Here is a 22170-nt window from a genome sequence, read left to right on the forward strand (position 1 = left end):
CTATTTTTTAAGTAAAACATTATCTATGGACGAATAGTTTTTTTTCTATCAAACAATAAACAAAATTTATTGGTAATATAACTGTTTCGCAATTATATTTCAGGTAACCATATATTAAACTTCTGACTATCTTTAAGACTATAGTTTGAGTTATAATTTACTATATTATTATATATTAAAAAAATTTTTAAATATAATAAGGTAGACAGAATGCGAATAAATAATTTATTGCAGACTAATCAAAATGGTCTACTTGTGAGATTTAGCAAACAAAAATTAACTTAAAACTTAAGATCAAGTATTCATAATAGCTAGAATTTAACTATTAAAGTAATAACTTCAATAATAAAATAATAGATCAACTATTATGTAATTTTTTTAATTAACTGTTCTGGATCATTCAAGAAGGAGAAAAATAGTATTCTATACAGACATTAATGAACTATTTTGTAGACATATAACTCATGAAAGCCAAAATTGATTATTTGGAAACTAAATTCAAAATATATTTGACAATAGTTTACTCAAATGAAAATCATTTTGGTAAAAATCTATCAGTTCTAGATTCGCATCAGGGATATTACAATCCCTGCAGGCTAACAGTATTACCAATCTAAAATTTTAAAAAATCTTGATATTAAGATAATATCCTAAAAGTTCAAGTATTAACCTGCTTATTGATTTACTATTATTTAATACCAGATGGAAAATTGTTCTCATTGAGAACAGCAAAATAAATCAAGGTGAATGACAGCTAGGATAATTTAGAAAAAAATTTCCTTAAATAAATAAAATGTTGAATTTTCTTGACTTTTTACCTTAATGCAAGATATTAATGAAATATATTGTTTAAGATTTTACTTAGGTTACTTTATTTCGTAATATTATTGTTGATTGTATTTGTAAGTATTTATCTAAGATAAATTATAGATATTATTTCTGATATTTTGCTTCTATGCTTATTTAGAAAAGCATAGCTAATTAAGTTTTTTCAGTAAAACTACTTAATCTTAATAAGGGGTTAATTTGTTATGGAAATTACGCAGTCATTGGGGTTTGATTCAAAAATTAAAGCGGAACGTTACAGTGATAAATTAGATTGCAATCAACGCAATGACAACATTGTTCTTCTTCCTTCGACTGGCTTTAGTAGTTCAGATGAGCGGTTCGATCATTTTATTAAACGTGATGGACTAACGTTTGCTGGCGTTCATCTTATCATTGATCTTTGGGGAGCATCACGCATTAATGATATAGAGCATATCGAAATAGCACTAAAGCAATGTGTAAAGGAAGCTGGAGCAACATTATTAAACATTCACTTGCATCATTTCGCACCAAATGGCGGTGTATCTGGCGTAGCTGTACTGGCAGAATCTCATATCTCAGTACATACCTGGCCAGAATGCAAGTATGCGGCATTTGATATTTTTATGTGCGGAGAAGCTCAACCATACAAGTCAGTTGATGTGCTCAAAATGGCCTTTAAGCCTGATATCATTAATATAGGAGATCATCGTCGAGGTATTGTAGCATGACTAATTGGTTTATCGAAACTTTACACCCCTGGTGGAACCAGGGTCTTCGTACAGAAAAATTTCTTTACCGTGGAGAGACTGAACATCAAGAACTAGTCATATTTGAAAATGCAAAATTTGGCAGAGTGCTTGCGCTTGATGGTGTAATCCAAACTACTGAGGGAGATGAATTTATTTATCACGAGATGCTTACTCATGTGCCATTAACTGCACACGGCAATGCTAAACATGTATTAATAATTGGTGGTGGCGATGGTGGCATGGCTCGTGAAGTACTTAAACATCCTGAAGTCCAACACGTAACGATGGTCGAAATTGATCGCACAGTAGTTGATATGAGTAGAGTCTACCTACCGTCTCTTAACGATGGTGCATTTACGGATCAGCGTTTGGAAATAATAATTACGAACGGTGCTAACTACATAGCTGAAACACGTCATCAATTTGATGTTATTATAATCGATAGCACCGACCCTGTTGGTCCAGGTGCAGTTTTATTCAGTGAAGAATTCTACAGCACATGTAGTCGGTGTCTAACGGATAACGGAATTTTAGTAACACAGAATGGTGTTCCTTACCTACAATCCTCATTGATAACCGATTCTTGGAATCGTCTTAGAAAAAGTTTTATAGATGTTTACTTCTTTGTTGCTCCGATACCGACCTATCAAGGTGGTTTTATGGCCTTTGGTTGGGCATGTAATCACAAGAACGTACGTAATGCTGAACTATGTATCATTGAAGATAGATTTGCTAGTTCTCCTTTTAAAACTCAATACTACACGCCGTCGATTCATTTAGGTAGTTTTGCTTTACCAAAGTTTATCTTAAACTTACTGCAATAGATTTTGACCATGAATAAGTATGCAATTAAGTTTTTTTTTTGATAATCTTCACTACATCCTCCATATGTAGTGCTTTGAATTTACTTTAAAATATTAATTAGTTTTGATTATCTTGATATAATCTGTACGTTTAATAACCTGCTTCGATAATCTTCTTACTTTTATTAGGAGGAGAATAAAACTTTGTCAATAGCGATACTTGTTTCCCGATGAATGTATTTTTAGAATTAAATTTCGTTATTTTTATGATTAGTTGAAAGCTTTACTTAATTTTTTAAAAATTCCTTTTAATAAGCTATCGCGCTAGCGCTACACATTATTGACGTCTTAAATTCATCGACCATTAACTTGTACTCAATTATTTATTTTAGGCTAAGCTTAATTTATTATCAAACAAACATTTATGATGTCTAGCTTAGTGAGATATTTCATTGATTTTATGATAGATAAAGTACTAAAATATCTAGGGTCAATATTGTAAAGTGAATTAACTTTTTTAGTAAAATGTATATTTATTTGATCATTATTTTATGTCAAAATTAAATGTATGTTCTAGAGCTTCCTTCCTGAAAGTAAGGCAAATATCCCATCAAGATCATTCTTAATGGGATAAAGATAAATAGTTTATCCTGGTTTGATAATCTTAACAATTAGTGAATAGCTTCGAGGGAAGCTTTCTATATGTTGTGTTATAAATTTCTTGGTAGTGTAGAGTAAGCCAGTGAAGGAGGCTACGACGATATCCCACACAGTTGTATCTATTTTAATTGTGGCGTATCAGTCTGGTTTTAATCTAAACAGGTGCCTAAAAGCGCTAGATTATCAGAGTATGAGAGCGTTTGAGGTGATTCTGGTTGATAATGCGTCAACAGATGGTTCAATCGAATCAATCCCTTATTACAATTGGCTACACCTAGTTCGTTTAATAGATAATGTAGGCTTTGCCGCCGGCAGTAATTTGGCAGCAAAATTAGCAAAAGGAAATTATTTAGTAACGCTCAACCCAGATGCTTTCGCCACACCAGGATGGTTAGATGCTCTAGTTAATGCCGCTAATCGTCATCCCGAAGCCGCTGCTATTGCCTCCGTACAACTTAGCGCGAAGAATATAAATAGACTAGACGGAATGGGCGACATGTATTCCCCTTGGGGGGCAGCATGGCGAGGTGGCAAGAATAGTCTTGCACTGCCAATAGCAGAAAGCATAATTTTTGGAGCATGCGCTACTGCTGCATTGTACCGACGTGAAGCATTCGATATGGTAGGAGGATTTTGCGAGCGATTTTTTTGTTATTATGAGGATGTAGACCTTGCCATACGATTAAGAAGAGCTGGATGGCAGGCTCTAATTACCCCATGGGCTGTCGTACATCATGTGGGATCAAGCTCAGCATCTTCAAATTTTGTCTTACGATTTGCCACGAGAAACCGTGTTTTGACTTATGCTAGATGTATGCCTGGCTTAGCAGCGTTAATGTTTTCTCCAGTAATGATCGCTTTAGCAGTTGCAGGTGTGTTAACAGAACTTTTTCGTGGTGAATTGGCCAATGCAAAAATACGACTGAGTGCACTACTAGAGGCGGTTGAGGCTTTTCCAGAAACCTTACAAGAACGTTCAATTATTTCTCGAACGGCTAAAGTAAGTGCGCTTGATGCTATGACTTGGTCTCCGCTAAGTTTCTTACAACGAAGCATTGATGCGCGCCCGATTTCTAATGGCCTACAATACCGTAGCCTAACAATCAACTCAGATGGTGAGATTATTATCTCAGTAGTTGTTAGTCATGACCCGGATACAAGATTAAATGATGTCCTCAAATCTGCTTTAGCACAAAGTGCTAAAGTTATTCTGGTGGATAATGCAAGCGCAAAAAATGTACGCCAGAATCTGCACGAGTGGATAATAGCAGATCCAGGGTTAATGATTATCGAAAATACTACTAATCTGGGAATAGCGGCTGCTCAGAATCATGGTCTAGAGATTGCTCGTGCTGCAGGAGCTGACTGGATTTTGCTTCTAGATGATGATAGTGTACCGGCAGATGATATGGTGATTAAATTGCTCGATGCTTGGCGGTCAATGGCTTCAGATCGTAAATACGTTGGTCTAGTATCCCCACAACTCCGCGATGCAAGGGGTAGACTAAAACAATATATGTTATCCAGCAAGACGGGTTGGGATTTACATCGCACTCCAATGCTGCCTGGACAATTGGTGCGTTTTGGTATTTTCGCCATCGCCTCAGGCAGCCTAATTAGGCGAAACGTGCTTGATATAGTTGGATGGATGCCTGTGCCGTTCTTTATCGATTACGTTGATATCGAGTTTTGCCTACGCATGCGAGAGATAAAATTTGAGATAATTGGCGTAGGTAATGCAATACTCGATCATCGGTTAGGAGATTTTCAGCACATCAAATTATTTGGATATACATTAGGAATGTATACTCATCCACCATGGCGAATTTATATGATTTACCGCAACCGGGTAAGAGTTTGGCGAAGATTTTTCTTTGAGGTTCCGGCATGGATCGCGTGGGATTTTTTTGCTGCAATGTACAATATATGGAAAGTGATAGTCTATGATACTAACAAAATCGCTAAACTCTATGCTATTATTCGCGGGTTTTTAGCTGGCTGGCGAGAATAGTTTTAAATTACTAATCTAAAACCAAATCAATCTCCAGATTATTATAATCTGTCTTTCCTCCAACATACAATACTTTTTTCTCGTTCGAGCTGAATTACTTTTTAGTAAGTTAAATGTTTAATTAAGCATCCTATAGCAGAGATTTAATAATTTTTAAAAGATCATCGCTTTCTAATCTAGAATATTACATAACGTCAGACTCTTTATTCAATAATTAGCTATAGTACTTTTTTAGGAGATAATATTTTCCATTAAAATAACTCATATATAATATCTTTATGAGAAATAGGAAGATTTCTAGATGACTTTGAATAAATTTTTAGTGGGGTATGAATATAAAAACGCTGTAAAATAAATCATAATTTTTAGTAAAAATAGTGCTCGTTACATCACTTCCACTTACAAATTATATTAGGAAATAATTTTATATATATAAAAATAATACAAAACACTACTCTTTAGTTTGTATGAAATGATAAATGAAGATTTGTGATCTATTTGATATTTAGAATAACGTTTTTATTAATTTATTTATAAAAATTAAATTTAATTCATAAATTAATTGTATATTTTATTGTTTCTAGATTGACAATATTGTTATAATTTTACGCTTATTTTGCAAAAAGCTGCATAAAGTGGATCTAGCAAATACAGCTCATCTATAAATTAAACATTAAGATCGTAATTTTTTATCTAAAAAACAATAGTAAACAAAAAAGCATTTACTATAATTACTTTCAAAGAAATAGCACCTGAGCTTTTTTATTTTGATTTTAAAATAACCATGAAATAAATTGAGCAAGCTTTGTTATTGGCCCTTTTCAGAAGAAAAGTTTGCTAAATACACAATCTACAATTTTATTTATTTCTATAATTATCGACAACTTTATGTGGGGAAAATTTACAATATTTTTGGCCGCAATCAGATAAATTACATAATACTAAAATCTCTAAATTTGAAGGGAATAACAATAACCGTACAAATTAACTCTGGTTATTGATTTAAACTTATTGCTTATTAAATTTTGGACGGGATTTTGCATAGTGACTGATTAAAACTTTAATCAGTCACTATGCAAAATAATTAAACGAAAGCCATTATATATCATTATGCTTGTTTAATCAATCAATTTAATGCCTCTAAGAGGTTATTCGCCCACTATAGAATCCTTTATCATAATAATTCATGACGGTAATCTGATTTATTGTTCAATAAGCTAAGCTTAGAAAGCTTATAGCTAATTACTTTGCAAGTAAAGACTACACACCTAATAAATTTAAGGTATTTGTTATGGACAAGTTTGCTATAGCAAGAATGAATATGGTTACAAGCCAAATTCAAACTAATAAAGTGACTAATAAAGATTTGATCAGCATCTTTTATAGCATCCCCCGTGAACTCTTCGTACCGAAATCTATGCAAAGCATTGCTTATGTAGATAAAGCACTAGAAATTGGTGATGGCCGTTACATGTTGGAACCAATGCTGTTAGCACGTTTATTACAGGCATCTTTGCCAAAATCAAACGATGTGGTGTTAGATATTGCCTGTGGAACTGGCTACTCTACTGCCATTATATCTAAATTAGTCTCTTGTGTCATAGGCGTAGATGACATGCAAGACATGGTAGATGCAGGAAATTTTAATCTACAAACTATGACTATAGAAAACGCACGTATTATTAATAGTCCTCTTTCTTTGGGATATAATGAGCAGGCTCCTTATGACATAATCGTAATTGGCGGTGGTGTTCAAACTGTTTCACAGAGTCTATTAGATAAACTATCTAATAAAGGAAGACTTGTCACGGTTGAGTATACTTTACCTAGCGGACCTGGTCTAGCGGTACTATATGAAAAAATCCGATCGCGTATAGGGAGAAGAGTTCTTTTTAACGCGAGCACTCCTTTACTCTCTGAGTTCTGTACAAAGACAAGATTCGTATTTTAAAAAATTATATACTATATTAATTTATGATATTTTACTCTTTTATAAAATGCACCCCAAAAGGAGTACCATGATATTATTCGCTAAGTTGCTCAGTTTGCCGGCCACATGCTTGGCCCTGATAACCTTAGCAGCTGTGATAAGCAGCATTTCAATTGCTCACGGACAAAATTTAAAGGAAGTTTTATCAATAACTTATGAAAATAATCCTGAATTGTTGGCGGCGCGCGCACGTCTACGTCAAACAGATGAATATGTTACTCAAGCCAAAAGCGGTTGGCGGCCCACAATCAACGTTTCAGCTAATTTTGGAATTACCCATGTTAATGCAGGCAGCCGTGGTGTAAAAACAGCAGATAGTAGTTCTTACCCGATTACTGGATTGCTCACTGCTAATCAACCTCTTTACACATTTGGCAGAGTTGATTCAGAAATCAATAAGGCAAAACTCAATGTCAAGATCGCTCGTGCTGATCTGTTTGAAATGGAACAAAATACTTTATACAACGCAGTTGTTTCATATATGAACGTCATACGCGATGCTGCGATTCTCGATCTACAAATAAACAATAGTAAGCACTTGAATAAGCAGCTAGAAGCTACGAAGGAGAGGCTAAAATTAGGTGAAATCACGCGTACAGACGTCGCGCAATCTGAAGCACGCCAAGCTAGCGCAGACGCAGAACGAACTAAAGCAGAAAGCAATTTAACCAAGTCACGCACTGCTTTTGAAAGCGTTATCGGTAGCGCGCCAACGATCTTAACTAAACCTGAAATCCCACCTGGCTTGCCAAATACCAGAAAAGAAGCTGTTAGTATTGCACTACGCGAAAACTATAGTATAAGTCAAGCAAAATCAAAGGAAATGGAAGCAAAATATGTAGTATCTCACGCTGAGTCTGAGCTTTTACCCAAAATTTCGTTAATTGCTCAAGCAGAACAATCTTATAATACAAGAGGATACGACAATAATACAAGCGCTCTCAGCGCTGAGGTTCAACTTTTTGTACCAATTTACCAGAAAGGTACTGTGTATTCTCAAATTAGATCAGCTAAGGAAGAAGTTAATCGACTACACTTATTAGTAGATGCTACACGCCGCGGGGTAATAGAAAAAGCTACTCGCACCTATGAAGACTATAAAGCTGCAATAGAGCAAATTAAATCCCTAAGATTAGCGGTTAGCTCCTCTCAACTAGCGCTTGAAGGAATACGTCAAGAAGCAAATATCGGTAATCGTAGCGTCCTAGACATTCTAGATGCTGAACACGAGCAATTGGAAGCTAAAGTTGCTTTAGTCAGCGCTGATAGGAATGCTATTGTCGCAGCTTTCTCACTGCTTGCTTCATTGGGTCGTTTATCAGCTCAAGAACTAGCTTTGCCTGTCAAGATTTATGACTATAATTGGCACTATACAGAGACTGTATCTCAATATTATGGCACCAAAATTTCGCAATCTGTATCTAGCAATTAATTAAAAGTTCATAGAAAATATTATTTCAAGCAAGTATGTTTAGATAAACTAATGTATAAATTTTATGTTGCTAACCATTGCTAGTTTCTCAACTGAAAACATCCCGTAACGAATTATGAATCTATTGAGAAAGAATTATCAAGGTATTCGATTGGGTGGTGTACATCCAATTTACACCCAGATCTACAATCGCTAATAATTTCTGATAAAATTATCAAACTGCTTTTAAGTTAGATATCGATAGCATAGCCTGAGGGATAATTTTTCTGAAAGATTTGTTGCTGTATTGGCCAGTATAAATAAAATAAGATTACTTAAAATATCATTATTGTTTATGTCAATACATACTTAATTCAGAAAGGGAATATTTAAGCAATCTTACATTTAATTTAATTCGGTAAAAAAGATGGCATAATTTTATTTTGATGAGTCAGCATTGCTTTTTGTAAAATATTATCAGGAAATTATACAAGTAAGCCGTTAATTGCTCGTAACCATGCTCTAAAAGATGAATTCTTTGATAACCAAATTGCGTGTCTGTATTTCATAGAAATAAATGCCAACTTAATCTAAAAATAAATTACTTTAAAATAGAAGTTTTTTAGAATACTTGTCTATGATTTGATCGATAATACAGAAAATTAAAAATTAAATTTATCATTGTAAATGAATACTTGTCCTCTATAATTTGCACGTTTTTATTTTAAAATATATCTATAAAATGATAAAATCACTCTCAATAAAAAACTCATTTGAGATTTTTATTTAACTATTAATTTTTATTTAGTAGTAATTGATGAATTGTGCCTTAAAATATTAAAAGTAAAATACTATACTCTATGGTATAGAGCAGATAATGAAATTAAAATTTATGTGATTGTAAACTAGACTGAAACTGATTTAAATAATTTAATGCTAAATTACATTACTAGCTAGTTGTAAAAAAAATTTATAAATGCAATTTATTCGTTGTATAATATGCTTATATAAACTAAGATAAGCGAAAATAAATAATCAATACACTAAATTAGCTTGATGATTTAATTCACTGATTAAATATGCAAAGAATCGAATTAATTTGAGGTATTTTACTATTATTAAATAATAAGTTTAATAGTAACAGTTAAATATTATTTACATCTTATTAAAGTAAGATTAAGTAAATATTACGCTAAGTGAAGTAAAAATTAATTCATAATCTCTACACAGCCGTTATATTTATCAATATTGTTTCTTAAAGCATAGATTTAACTAAAAATTAACAAATTTACCTTAAAATTTGTTAATTACTAAAGTAACTACTTCTTTTATTACTTAAGTTTTTTTTGATTTAGAAAGAAATTTTACTATTCTAGTAAATACAAAAAACTGCTTATTAAGCTAAAGCAATAATTTAATCACGGTCAATTCATACTGATCGCTTTGCTATAAAATTGTTTATCTGTATTTATTTTATCATGCTTAATAAATTACGTGAGTGTTTATAGTTTAGTTATAATTGACCGTAAAAGGAATATAAAATGCTACGTAAAACTAACTTCTACATCAATGGAGCTTGGATTCCACCTACCTTACCTAACGATTTCGATGTAATTAACCCAGCGACTGAAAAGCCCGTCTGTGTAATCTCGTTAGGATCTAGCAAAGATGTTAACAAAGCAGTTACTGCAGCAAAAAATTCGTTCGATATCTGGAATAATACCCCTATAAAAGAACGCATACTAAAAATCGAGAAGCTGGCAGAGATTTATGAAATTCGTGTTGACGAAATGGCAAAAGCAATTTCTATGGAGATGGGTGCTCCTATTGATTTGGCAATCAACTCTCAAGCTGCAGCTGGCATAGGACACATTAGATCATTTATTCGCGTGCTGAAAGAGTTCAAATTTGAGCATTATCTACGTGATGACACCCCAGATGAATTCCTTATACACGAGGCGGTAGGCGTTTGTGGTTTAATTACTCCATGGAATTGGCCAATGAATCAAGTAACAATGAAAGTTATACCCGCGCTAGGAGTTGGTTGTACCGTAGTTCTTAAGCCATCAGAGATTGCACCTATGTCTTCGCTGCTTTTTGCAGAGTTTATGGATGAAGCTGGTTTTCTAGATGGTGTGTTCAACTTGATAAATGGTGATGGCCCAACCGTTGGTGATGCAATAGGCCGACATCCTGATATTGACATGATAAGCTTTACCGGATCTACAAAAGTTGGCATTGGATTAACTCGATCCTCTGCGGATACAGTTAAACGCGTAGCTTTAGAGATGGGTGGAAAAGGAGCGAACATTATATTCGCCGATGCTAATATCACTGAAGCAGTAAAGCGCGGTGCTATTCACTGCTTTAACAATACCGGACAATCTTGCAACGCTCCAAGCAGAATGCTAGTAGAGCGCTCAGTCTATGATGAAGCAGTAGAAATTGCTTCTACTACAGCTAAAAATACCGCTATAGGTCAGCCAAATGAACACGGTAATCATATTGGGCCATTAGTATCTGAAGCGCAATTTAACAAAGTACAAGACCTGATTCAATCTGGTATAGACGAAGGAGCTCGCCTAGTAGCAGGTGGTATTGGCAGACCAGACGGCTTCAATCGCGGCTATTTTGTGCAAGCAACAGTTTTTGCCGATGTAAATAATTCCATGAGAATTGCTCGTGAAGAAATCTTTGGCCCTGTCTTATCAATAATTCCATTCGATGACGAAGCGGAAGCAATAAAAATCTCAAATGATACTAAATACGGTCTAACTAACTACGTCCAGAGTGGTGATATACTCCGTGCCCAACGTATATCCCGTCATCTACGCTCCGGCATGGTTGTGTTTAATGGAGCTTCACGACATCCAGAAAGTCCATTTGGCGGTTACAAGCAATCCGGTAAGGGTCGTGAAGGAGGAATATACGGTCTAGAAGAGTTTCTGGAAGTTAAAGCAATATCAGGATGGAATACAGTAATAAGATAACAAGGATAATGATTTATACCAGTAATCTATATCCATTGTGCAGTCATAAATGTGCATTAACGGTATGTAGCTGTCTTGCTTAAAGAAGACTTAACGTATTTGCGTTATATCTTAAAAAAATAAAACATCTACTCAAGCTACTTGAATGCTAAGAAAGACTAGGTACTTATTAGAATCAAATGTAATAAGTACCTAGTCGTAAGATACAAACACTTAATTCAATTTAAAAAATTGATAAAGAAAATATAGTACTCCAAAATGGATTTAATTTTAATTAGTTAAAAATTTTTTGTACGATTAAATTCTCATCATAATAAATCGCACTATTCTATTTAATAGTAACTTGAAGAATAATTTTTCACAAAAATAACTTGTTGACTAATTTTCCTTTACGAATGATAAAAATGAATATCTACACTAATATTTATTTCGTAAACAAACTAGAATAAACTATAGACATGTGCTTTTCTTAAAAAGCACCACAACAAGCATTTCTAGCATTCTTATAATAATTTCAAAAGATCAAATAATTAGCGGATAAAAAGAAAAAAATTACTTAAAATATTTAAAAAGCATAATAATCGTGTCTATAATTCATCAAAAGATCAATGTTTTAATTTCGGTAATATTTTTACAACTGATACATAAAACAGACCTTCAGCATTTTTAGTTACATTATCAATATAATAAAGATAAACAAATAGAAGGATTATAATTAGTGTTATTTAATTTATTAACTTCTCTCCACTTTAAATTAAGTAAGCAAAAAAAATATTCTACAACAAATAAATGTTGAAGATAAAAAGGCACTTTTATCAACCACCATAGGTTTTTGCTTCTAATACTTAAGCAAGTTCAATACAACAATAATAACCATAAAATTAATATTACTACCATTTTCTCAATTAAATTACAATCTATTACAACCTCTCCACTGGCATACAAATCATCTGTTTTAACTTTGAAAAGTTGCATTAAACAATTGGTTAAATTGTGAATATAACCTTAATTTCTTACCACAGAACCTAATAACAATTAAGAGAAATGCCGTATAATTATCTACTAGTATTTGTGCGAAAGCCTAAATATCGTTCTATATTGCAGCAGTAGCAAACGATAATTTAGCTTGAATCAAATGCAATGCCATGTCTTTACTAGAAATGCACCTCTTCTATGTTAACTATGAAATAGTACGTTCGCCAATTCATTAACTGCTAAAGATCATACTTACTCCACTATTAGACACATTTTTAAAAAATCAAAGGATGTAAGTATATTCAAATAAAATTAATTTAGCAACTAGGTTAAAGCATAAACATAACTAATCGATCAATAACAAAGATATTTGAAATATATATTTACAAACTAGTTTTATTAGCTATGGATTATACTACCTTTCCAGGATTAAGAATTCCGGCAGGATCCATGGAATTTTTGATAGATCCCATAAGATCCATGGAAACTTTATCCTTATAATAGGCAAGTTCTTTACGTTTAAAACGACCTATGCCATGCTCAGCACTGATCGATCCTCCCATTTCCACAACAATTTCATTAACAACCCGACTAAACTCTTCATAACGAGCCAAGAAAGCATTTTTATCGCCGTGTTCTGAAATTTGTAAATTATAGTGCAAATTGCCGTCACCAATATGACCAAAAGCAACCAAGCGTATATTAGGTTCAATTTCTGCCAATTTAATCCAGGCAGTATCATAAAACTCGGCGATGCGCGACACTGGCACTGAAATGTCATTTTTGATGGACGCACCCTCAATTCTTTGGCTTTCAGAAGCATTTTCACGCAGCTTCCAAAATGCTTGGCGTTGGGTTTCGTTTTGAGCAATAGCGGCATCAATCACTAGTCCAGATTCAAAAGCATTACTCAAAATTGATTCCAAGCGTTCTGATATTCCACTATCTACCGAAGCGCTGGAAACTAATTCTATCAGAACGTAGAAATCATAGCGTTCTTTCAAAGGATCCTTGCAATCAGCAATATGTTTCATTACTAGATCAATCATCAAACGAGGCATTAACTCAAAGGTTTCTACCGCGTCACCACTCTCTGCCCGAGCAATTCCTAGCAAAGTAACTGCAGCATCGACATTAGGTACAGCGCAGAATGCACTGCAAACTTCGGTTGGTTTAGGAAAAATCTTTAGCACGGCTGCGGTTATAATACCAAGTGTGCCTTCGGAGCCGAGAAAAAGATGCTTAAGATCATAACCAGTATTATCTTTCCGCAATCCACGTAATCCGTTCCATATCCGCCCATCTGCCAGCACAACTTCAAGTCCAAGTACTAGATCACGAGCATTGCCATATCTTAGTACGTTAGTACCGCCGGCATTAGTCGACAAATTACCACCTATCATCGCACTACCTTCAGCAGCCAAAGATAACGGAAAATAGCGATTCGCTTTAGAAGCAGCATTCTGTAAGTCTTTAAGAATGCACCCAGCTTCTACGGTTATAGTATAATTATCAGGATCAACATTTAGAACTTTATTCATTCGTGCAAGCGATACAATGATCTCCTCACCACTATTGAGTGGTATTGATCCACCGCATAAAGAAGTATTACCACCCTGAGGAATAATCGAAATACATCCTTCTGCACAGAGCGTAACTAATTTAGCAATCTCTTCTGTAGTTTTAGGTCTAACTACCATAAGCGCTTCAGCTCTACAAATACCACGCCAATCTGTCATATATGGCAGCATGGATTCAAGATCGTTAGTCCAGCCTTTTGGCCCAACTACTTGCTTAATACGTTCCAGTACATTAATAAAATCCGGTCTGTTTGCAGTAATATTAGCCATAGCTGTTCTCCTCATAACGAGGTAATAAAATTTTGTAAAAAAAGTTAAAGCAACAAGGCTTATTCAAGCAAAAATCAAGATATATTACTGATAGGTGATAATATGTATAATCATAATTCATACAATCAAACTGCAGCACGTTGTAGACGATCATTAATAGCGACCCCAAGCCCTCTACGAGGGATAGGAGCGACTGCAATGGTTTTAATGCCTGGCAGATCAAGAGTACGCAAATAAGCAAATAAATTAGATGCAGCTTCCAGCAAATCACCCAATGAACTAAGATCCATATCTGCGCCCAGCTGGCCAGCAAAATCCAACCCTACCTCTCCATCCCATAACTCGGTGGCATTCAAGCGCAGCGATGCAATTGGTGCATAATGACTAGCCAGCATTCCAGGAGACAATAATCTAGCATTATCACTGGCAAGCTTAATAGGACCTACTACTTCCTCTATTTGTTCCTGAGTGACGGCTCCTGGACGTAAAAGCCTGGGTATTCCACTAGACACATCTAAAACCGTACTTTCCACACCCAGCATGCAACAACCACCATCTAGAATAATTTTTAATCCATCAAAACCCTCTGCTATTACATGATCGGCTGTAGTCGGACTCAAACGCCCAGAGCGATTAGCACTCGGAGCAGCTATTGGTCGACCAATTTCCGAAAGCAAAGCGCGAGTTGTAGGATCACCTGGTACTCTAATAGCCACAGTATCCATATTTGCTGACGTTAAACAAGCAAGCGGAAAACCGTCCATTAATTTCATCACTAATGTTAAAGGGCCAGGCCAAAAAACATCTGCCATAGCAAGGGCTGCAGAAGTAGCTTGACCAATAGCAAAAGCAGATCTCGCATCATGTACATGGCTAATAAGTGGATTATACAGAGGTCGTGCCTTGTAAGCAAATATCTTCGCTACCGCCATTTCATTAGTTGCATCTCCACCAAGACCATATACTGTCTCGGTTGCAAAAGCAACCAAACCTCCATTAAGTATAACTCTTCCAGCTTCGGCTCGAGCCATTGGATCGTTTATAGAATAAACATGCGTATACATATATAATACTTTAAGAAATGCAGCAAAAATAACCTAAAGTGTCGCCTAAATAACCCATAATAAATAATTATCATGCGCTAACTACGATAATTAAACTAACATATCAGTGAATATGCCAAGCTAATCAAGAAGGATAAAGCTAAAAATACGATTAAGCACTGCAAAAAAAACTGTCTGTACAAATGACATTTTCTCAGGTGGATTAGGTATCAGCGTTAAAATACAAGCAGTATAGATACTAAAATTTGAACAAATACTCAGTTAATGCAAGAAAATATTTTTCATGCAAAAATTTGCCCCTTGCGGTAATGGAATGAAAAGTAAGATCATTTGACAATCAATTCAAATAAAAAAACATCAAATATGAAAAATTTTTTCCAGTAAATAATCTTTAGTTAATTATCAACATTTCCCAGAACCGCACTCTAAAGCCGAATTATTTCAAACTAATTCGCATTAAGATAATATCAAAAGATGATAAATTTGTTAAGATAACGCCGACTATCTTATAATTAAAAATCATGCTATCCTGCTAATTTATAGAACATGATTTAACAGGATAAGCATTAATCTAACAATCTTGAATAAGTAGATTTGAACTTCGTTTAGTTTTATGATATGTTCCACGCCTACTTGTATAGCTAAGATAAAAAAATAAACTATTAAGTGAGATGACGAGATAATGAGTCGTATGGATTTGATTTTTTACTTGAATTTATTACAAGCCTTACTTTGAATTAAACTTTGTTACCCTATACCAAAGATAAAAATGAATTACTGACTTTAGCGTTATCCGTTTATACACTTAAGATGAGGACGTAAGTATTAAATTAGTCATTACGTTATTAACCTGGAGTGGAGTACTGAATGATTATCATTAATCTATTTAACGCGCACCTCAGCAAAATATTATTTTATCATTCCTGTTTTTTCATACGCATTTAAAGAATAGTATATTGTTGCTTTCTGAGCTTGAAATTTATATTGCAGCCTTACAAAAAATTATAATTAGCTGCAATTCAAGGAAAAATTTCCATGAAGAATAATTTGGAAGAAAATTTGATTCGCAAACTAGTCGAGTTATTAAAAGAGAATGAACTAGGCGAACTGGAATACGCGACAAGTGACCTACGTATTCGTATATCTAATCCAAAGATTAATGCAGCTTATACTACACAAGTATCAGCTTCTACTACAACTGCAGCAATATCAGATTCAGATACAAGCGGAAATACAGTAGAAGATGGCGATGTGATACCTTCACCAATGGTTGGAACTGCTTATCTTGCTCCAGAGGAGAATGCCGCAGCCTTCGCACCCATTGGCTCTAGCGTACGTAGTGGCCAAACAATTATGATAGTCGAAGCGATGAAAACTATGAACCCAATCCCAGCTCCAAGAGCCGGCAAAGTTAAGGCAGTGCATGTACAGAACGGGCAGCCTGTAGAATTTGGTCAGCCGCTTTTGGTCCTAGAATAATTTATTTATTGCTCAGGGGGCTAGTAAAGCGTGTTTAGCAAGATAATGATCGCCAATCGCGGGGAAATTGCTCTTCGCATTCATCGTGCTTGTCGTGAAATGAGTATCAAAACAGTAGCTATACACTCGACAGCAGATGCTAACGCCATGCATGTAAGACTTGCAGATGAAAGTGTGTGTATAGGTCCGGCATCAGCAATCGATAGTTATCTCAATATACCTGCCATTTTATCAGCAGCTGCTATCACTAATGTTGATGCAATTCATCCAGGGGTGGGTTTTCTATCGGAAAACGCAGCCTTTGCTGAAATCGTTGAAGCTCATGGTATTACGTTCATTGGTCCCAGGTCAAAGCATATCCATTTTATGGGCAACAAAATCACAGCTAAAAAAATGATGATTAAGCTTGGCATTCCGTGCGTACCAGGCTCTGAAAAGCCAGTGGATGATATAAGAGCAGCTAAAGATGAAGCTAATCGTATCGGCTATCCTGTAGTAATTAAAGCTGCGAATGGCGGCGGTGGACGCGGTATGAAGGTTGCCAATAGTCCAAATAACATTGAAGAAGCTTATACAACTGCTCGACGCGAAAGTGCTGCTGCCTTTGGCAATGAAGCTGTTTATATAGAGAGATATCTTGAAAATCCTCGACATATTGAAATTCAAATTGCCGCTGACAATCACAACAACGTGATTCATCTCGGAGAGCGTGATTGCTCTATTCAGCGTCGTCACCAAAAAATCATCGAGGAAGCTCCATCTCTAGTTCTTACGCCGGCTGTGCGCGATAATATTGGTAATCGCATTGTCGCTGCTATGCGCAATATGGGGTATTGTAGCCTTGGTACTATGGAATTCCTTTACGAAAAGGATGAGTTTTACTTTATCGAAATGAATACTCGTTTACAAGTCGAACACCCGATCACCGAAGCGATAACCGGGATCGACTTGGTCCGTCTGCAGATTGAAATCGCAGCTAACAAGTCGTTAGGCATAGCACAGCAAGACATAACTTTTAACGGACATGCAATTGAATGCCGCATAAATGCTGAAGATCCTTGCACATTTCAACCTAATCCAGGAAAAATTAATGATTACCATCAACCTGGCGGGTTAGGTGTGCGTGTAGATAGCGCACTTTATGCCGGTTATAGTGTACCATCACATTACGATAGCTTAATAGCCAAAGTAATTATACACGGGGCTAATCGTCAAGAATGCCTAATGCGTGCTGAACGAGCATTGGGTGAGTACGTAATCAGTGGAATTTCGACAACTATTCCATTGCATGCAAATCTACTGCTAGATCCAATTTTTCGCAGCGGGGAATACTCCATTCGTTGGTTGGAAAGGGATTATTTATCTAAATCCTAATTAATCTCATTGTTAGCAGAGCTGTGCGTATCAGATTACGTAGTAGTTTACAACTGCAATAATTCAATATCGGAGATACAAACGGAGCTGCTTTTACTAATGTATATTCGTAGATATTTTTATCATTAACTAAGAAGCAAATTAGCCTAGATTATTCTTCCTTGATACCCAATAGCTATTGCTACTATGCTGTTGGAAAAACTTTAGTAAATAAAGTAGCATTCGCCAAGGCATTCTTCAGAGAGGATGCATATTTAATCGAATAACCGATAATTCAAAAGTGTCATTAGTTAATTTGCTTACTTAACTTAAAAGCAAGTTGCTTTACTTTGAAGAATTTAGTTCGCTAATAATTATCCAACTTTTTCAATGCAAAAGTTCTCTGAACAAAAGTTCAGCCAATTAATCCTTGATATTAGCAATAGCAAAAAAAATTAACTTAGTTTAATGATAAGCGAATTACTAATCGTCTATAAAATTACTTCTACAAGATATCAACCAAATGCTATAAATAGGATGCTCCACCGCATGTAAGCTAACGCTAGAAGCAAACATCCAACCAGTAAACAAATCACATATTTCTTCGTCCGGTAACTGATCTTCAATATGTAGAAATGCTGCACTTTCTGGCGGCAGAATTGGAGGCAAGTCTTGGCAAGTATCAACACGTATCCTAAATGTACCAAAGGACACAATGTGTCCAATCATCACCTCAAAAGAGGTGATCCTTCCAGTAACCTTATTTAATCCCTGCAAAACAGCAACATTGTGCTGGCGCCATTCATTTTTAAGTGGAAGAATTTGAGCGCAAACGTCAAAAGCTTGTAGATTAATACTAGCTCCCATGCACACAGAGGCAATAGTTCTTAATAAGCCTACTTGACTCATACTTTAAAAGTATCCATGCTCTATTTTATCCTCAATAATTTCTATTATTCTGTTAGATATCAGATTTGTATCTTAATGACAAAGGAATGTTTCTGTAAAAAAAAATTACTAATGAAATATTTAAAATAAATTAATCTTATTAATTAATAAGCAGTTTAGGTATTTTCTTAAATAGCCAATTATTTACATTTCTCAAAATATATCAGTTGATATCTTCTGGAAAATCACTTTAGCAATCTTGAATAAGAAACTATTTGTACCACTAAAAGGTTTGTAATTAAACACTAACATTTTTAAGTAAAAAATATTAAGACAATTTTTCAAATAATTTGCTTACTAGAAAAAGTAATATTATATTATAAAGATGATTTAAAACAATTAATGTAATTATTATTAGATAATAAACTTAGTTTTACTATTTTAGCACATTTAGTAATTATTATAGTGATAAATCATTTATCTAATTAATACAATTAGAGATAAAAAATTATAGCAGTTAAGTAACTTATCGATCTGCTATGAAGTAGCAAGCAAAATATCGAACAATAAATTTTTACAATAAATATGCCAGCAGAAATATTCAATCAGGCATATTACAGAATTAAATAAATATTAATTAGCGCAATATTAAACCAATTATGAATAGCTCTATACTTGCCAGCTTTCCCTGTTTACTTTTCACAATCTTTCAAAAATACAAATTGTTTCATAAGATATAAGGCATAATATTCGCTGATAAATATCCAAAAATAATCTAAGTTGTTATAATAACGCGCTAATTTCTTAATACAAACATACCACAAATTTACTACTATTATTAAGAAACAACGCTTCAAAAAGTGATAACTAAAAGCTAGGTTAAACAACTAATTATATAACACATCCTTAACACCCAAATAGATCAAAAGTAATCTTGCTAATAAAACGTTATAAAAAGCAAATTAAAAAAGGATTAGTGAATAATGCAATAGCTGACAACTTAAATTTTTAAAAAAAAAGAAATATTTATTGCTATTCGTTTACTATACTTAAGTAACCATGCTAATGGTTATGTCCAAAAAAACAAATTATGCAAGTAATTTAACGCTAACTATTTATCATAATTAATAAAGAAATACTAATGAATTATCCATGAAAGATTTCAGGCTAATCTATTTCTCTATAAAAGCAAAATTTAATAAGTTAAGAGTAGGGTTTTTAATAATTAATACAGCTAATTTAAATTAAACTAATATTAGATATTATTTTATCTATAAAAACTAATCAATGCAACAGCAGAAGATTTAAAAATTAAACTTAAAACTTTTAATTAAATGTATACACAAAATAATCTTAATAAGATATTATATGATTCTAACTAAAATAACAACAATCATCTAAAAAGATGAGGTAATAAGATTGCAATGAAATATCAATTAGTAATATTATTAGTTTAATATTAATCTACCTTATACTCACCTTCAACATTAACGGTTATTCCAGTTACGTGCCAAAAAAATAAAAAAACTCCAATCAATTGATGATAATTTAAGATAAAACCAATCTATACATTCTTATATCTTTAAATTTTAAAAAAAGCAAAGCCGATTAAATTATCTATGCAAAATTTAGCTGCTTACATTTAATACTTTGTGAAAACTAAAAACCTGGCTTGCCTGATTGAGTCTTGACAGGATTTAATTCGCTTAATTGAGGTCTACTATCTATTCTAGCTGACTGGAAAATAAAACGGCTCATCATCTGAACAAAGTCAATAGCTTCTTGAGTTATTTCGATTCTTTCACCCGGCTTCAATATCTTTTGATCACCGCCAGGTAGCAAATTAACATAATTATTACCGAATAAGCCGTCACTGGAAATAGCAGCGCTAGAATCTATGGGAAGCTTAATAGAATTATCAATACTCAAAGTAACTTTTGCTAAGTAGGTCTTTGGATCTAAAGATTGCCCTGATACAGTACCAATTTTAAGGCCAGACATGCGAACATCACTACCTGGCTTTAGACCACCTACAGTGGTGAAATAAGCAGTAACATCATATTCATTTCTCATGTTGAACTGCGAAAAAGTATATACATAGAATAGAAACACTCCAGCAAAGGCTAAAACAATTGCTCCTATCAATGTTTCAATTAGAGATTTACTCAATGGATCATATTCCTGCCGAATCACTCGGCGTCCAGGGTTGGTAATCTCCTGTTGCCTTATCGCGCTTAGCGCCTTCTAAAAGGTGACCTGCTGGACGATAGGCATAGAGCGTTCCGGTAAGATTTGGCTCATGTTTCTTCTGCCAAACAAAGCGTCGAGAATCGGTTTCCTCGGGCACTTCATTGCTGACATGATGTAGCCAGTGATGCCAATTTGGTGGAATTTTAGAAGCTTCTACAAGACCATTGTAGATAACCCATCTCATCTCGCGACCATTTCGCAGAACGCCACGGCAATGGATGTAATATTTGTTACCATAAATATCTTTACCAACAAATTTGCCATTTATGTAAGTATATATCCTCATTTCAAACTTCATTGCTCAACCTTAATTAGTATATCAAACTACAATATCCTTATCACATTTATAAATCGATATCGTTTCTTAATGTTTACAAACTTATCTTAGTAGGTTTACCAAAGTTATTAAATATTGGACTTAGTAATCTAAATAATCGATAAAATGCAACAAAATATCAGTAAATTAATAATTAAATAATAATTTACTACTCTATCTACAAACTAATCATTTTACCTAACAAACAATACAAAATTTAATCATTTTTATACAAGAACGTGCTGTAGTATATGAAATCATTCAGTGCTAATCAAAATCTAGCAAAAAAAATCCTAAATTCAATATAACATACTTCATCAATTAAATAATCCAGTTTCTTTAATAATCCTTAGCAAGTAGATTAATTTATCCTCCTAGCAAATTATCGACAAAAACTTTATACAAATCTATTGGTATGACTTAGATAATAAAGCTGTTTGTTTAGCCGAAGCACAGTATTGACTGCACTTTTAAGCCTTAAATGTAATCGTAATATATACATGCTTAGCTTAATTAGCTGTGCTATTGTTCATTAGCTAGAATAGATTAATTTTAATTCTTTTCACATCAA

General features: G+C 34.0%; 13 protein-coding genes. 8 read left to right on the forward strand and 5 right to left on the reverse strand.

Going from position 1 to position 22170, the window contains the following annotated elements:
- Nucleotides 1–1031: 1031 nt before the first annotated feature.
- From speD to A1OE_RS03165, 6 genes are all read left to right on the forward strand, one after another.
- Complete coding sequence (gene speD, locus A1OE_RS03140; protein WP_015088842.1) at nucleotides 1032–1538, forward strand: adenosylmethionine decarboxylase; 507 nt, start codon at nucleotides 1032–1034, stop codon at nucleotides 1536–1538.
- Complete coding sequence (gene speE / locus A1OE_RS03145; protein ID WP_015088843.1) at nucleotides 1535–2383, forward strand: polyamine aminopropyltransferase; 849 nt, start codon at nucleotides 1535–1537, stop codon at nucleotides 2381–2383. The genes speD and speE overlap by 4 nt, the downstream gene beginning before the upstream one ends.
- Before the next feature lie 721 nt (nucleotides 2384–3104).
- On the forward strand, nucleotides 3105–5033 hold the full coding sequence (locus A1OE_RS04165; RefSeq protein ID WP_015088844.1) for a glycosyltransferase: 1929 nt from the start codon (nucleotides 3105–3107) through the stop codon (nucleotides 5031–5033).
- 1291 nt (nucleotides 5034–6324) lie between these two features.
- Nucleotides 6325–6984: a protein-L-isoaspartate O-methyltransferase family protein gene (locus A1OE_RS03155; protein WP_015088847.1), complete on the forward strand. Its 660-nt coding sequence runs from the start codon at nucleotides 6325–6327 to the stop codon at nucleotides 6982–6984.
- A 67-nt stretch (nucleotides 6985–7051) separates the two neighbouring features.
- A complete protein-coding gene (locus tag A1OE_RS03160; RefSeq protein ID WP_044283279.1) occupies nucleotides 7052–8455 on the forward strand; it encodes a TolC family outer membrane protein in 1404 nt (467 codons plus the stop codon).
- A gap of 1520 nt (nucleotides 8456–9975) precedes the next feature.
- Nucleotides 9976–11424 (forward strand): aldehyde dehydrogenase family protein, encoded by a 1449-nt coding sequence (locus tag A1OE_RS03165; protein WP_015088849.1) that lies wholly within the window; start codon nucleotides 9976–9978, stop codon nucleotides 11422–11424.
- A gap of 1385 nt (nucleotides 11425–12809) precedes the next feature.
- Here A1OE_RS03165 and A1OE_RS03170 read toward each other — a convergent pair.
- Together A1OE_RS03170 and A1OE_RS03175 are read right to left on the reverse strand one after the other, a co-directional pair.
- Nucleotides 12810–14249 (reverse strand): FAD-binding oxidoreductase, encoded by a 1440-nt coding sequence (locus A1OE_RS03170; protein ID WP_044283280.1) that lies wholly within the window; start codon nucleotides 14247–14249, stop codon nucleotides 12810–12812.
- Nucleotides 14250–14374: 125 nt separating this feature from the next.
- On the reverse strand, nucleotides 14375–15313 hold the full coding sequence (locus tag A1OE_RS03175) for an L-threonylcarbamoyladenylate synthase (RefSeq protein WP_015088854.1): 939 nt from the start codon (nucleotides 15311–15313) through the stop codon (nucleotides 14375–14377).
- Nucleotides 15314–16348: 1035 nt separating this feature from the next.
- Here A1OE_RS03175 and A1OE_RS03180 point away from each other — a divergent pair.
- Nucleotides 16349–16792 (forward strand): acetyl-CoA carboxylase biotin carboxyl carrier protein, encoded by a 444-nt coding sequence (locus A1OE_RS03180; protein ID WP_015088855.1) that lies wholly within the window; start codon nucleotides 16349–16351, stop codon nucleotides 16790–16792.
- Nucleotides 16793–16822: 30 nt separating this feature from the next.
- The gene (accC, locus tag A1OE_RS03185) at nucleotides 16823–18166 is read left to right on the forward strand and encodes an acetyl-CoA carboxylase biotin carboxylase subunit (protein WP_193353773.1); all 1344 of its coding nucleotides are present in this window, start codon (nucleotides 16823–16825) and stop codon (nucleotides 18164–18166) included.
- Nucleotides 18167–18628: 462 nt separating this feature from the next.
- Here the strand turns inward: accC and A1OE_RS03190 are convergent, their stop codons facing one another.
- The 3 genes from A1OE_RS03190 to A1OE_RS03200 all read right to left on the reverse strand — a co-directional run bounded on the left by A1OE_RS03190 (nucleotide 18629) and on the right by A1OE_RS03200 (nucleotide 21569).
- Nucleotides 18629–19054, reverse strand: a complete 426-nt coding sequence (locus A1OE_RS03190; protein ID WP_015088858.1) for a DUF2155 domain-containing protein — start codon at nucleotides 19052–19054, stop codon at nucleotides 18629–18631.
- A gap of 1638 nt (nucleotides 19055–20692) precedes the next feature.
- A complete protein-coding gene (gene mlaD / locus A1OE_RS03195) occupies nucleotides 20693–21226 on the reverse strand; it encodes an outer membrane lipid asymmetry maintenance protein MlaD (RefSeq protein WP_015088862.1) in 534 nt (177 codons plus the stop codon).
- Nucleotides 21207–21569, reverse strand: a complete 363-nt coding sequence (locus tag A1OE_RS03200; RefSeq protein ID WP_237737648.1) for an NADH:ubiquinone oxidoreductase subunit NDUFA12 — start codon at nucleotides 21567–21569, stop codon at nucleotides 21207–21209. The genes mlaD and A1OE_RS03200 overlap by 20 nt, the downstream gene beginning before the upstream one ends.
- Between the last annotated feature and the right edge of the window lie 601 nt (nucleotides 21570–22170).

This window comes from Candidatus Endolissoclinum faulkneri L2 (genome assembly GCF_000319385.1).
Taxonomy (GTDB): Bacteria; Pseudomonadota; Alphaproteobacteria; order Thalassobaculales; family Thalassobaculaceae; genus Thalassobaculum; species Thalassobaculum faulkneri.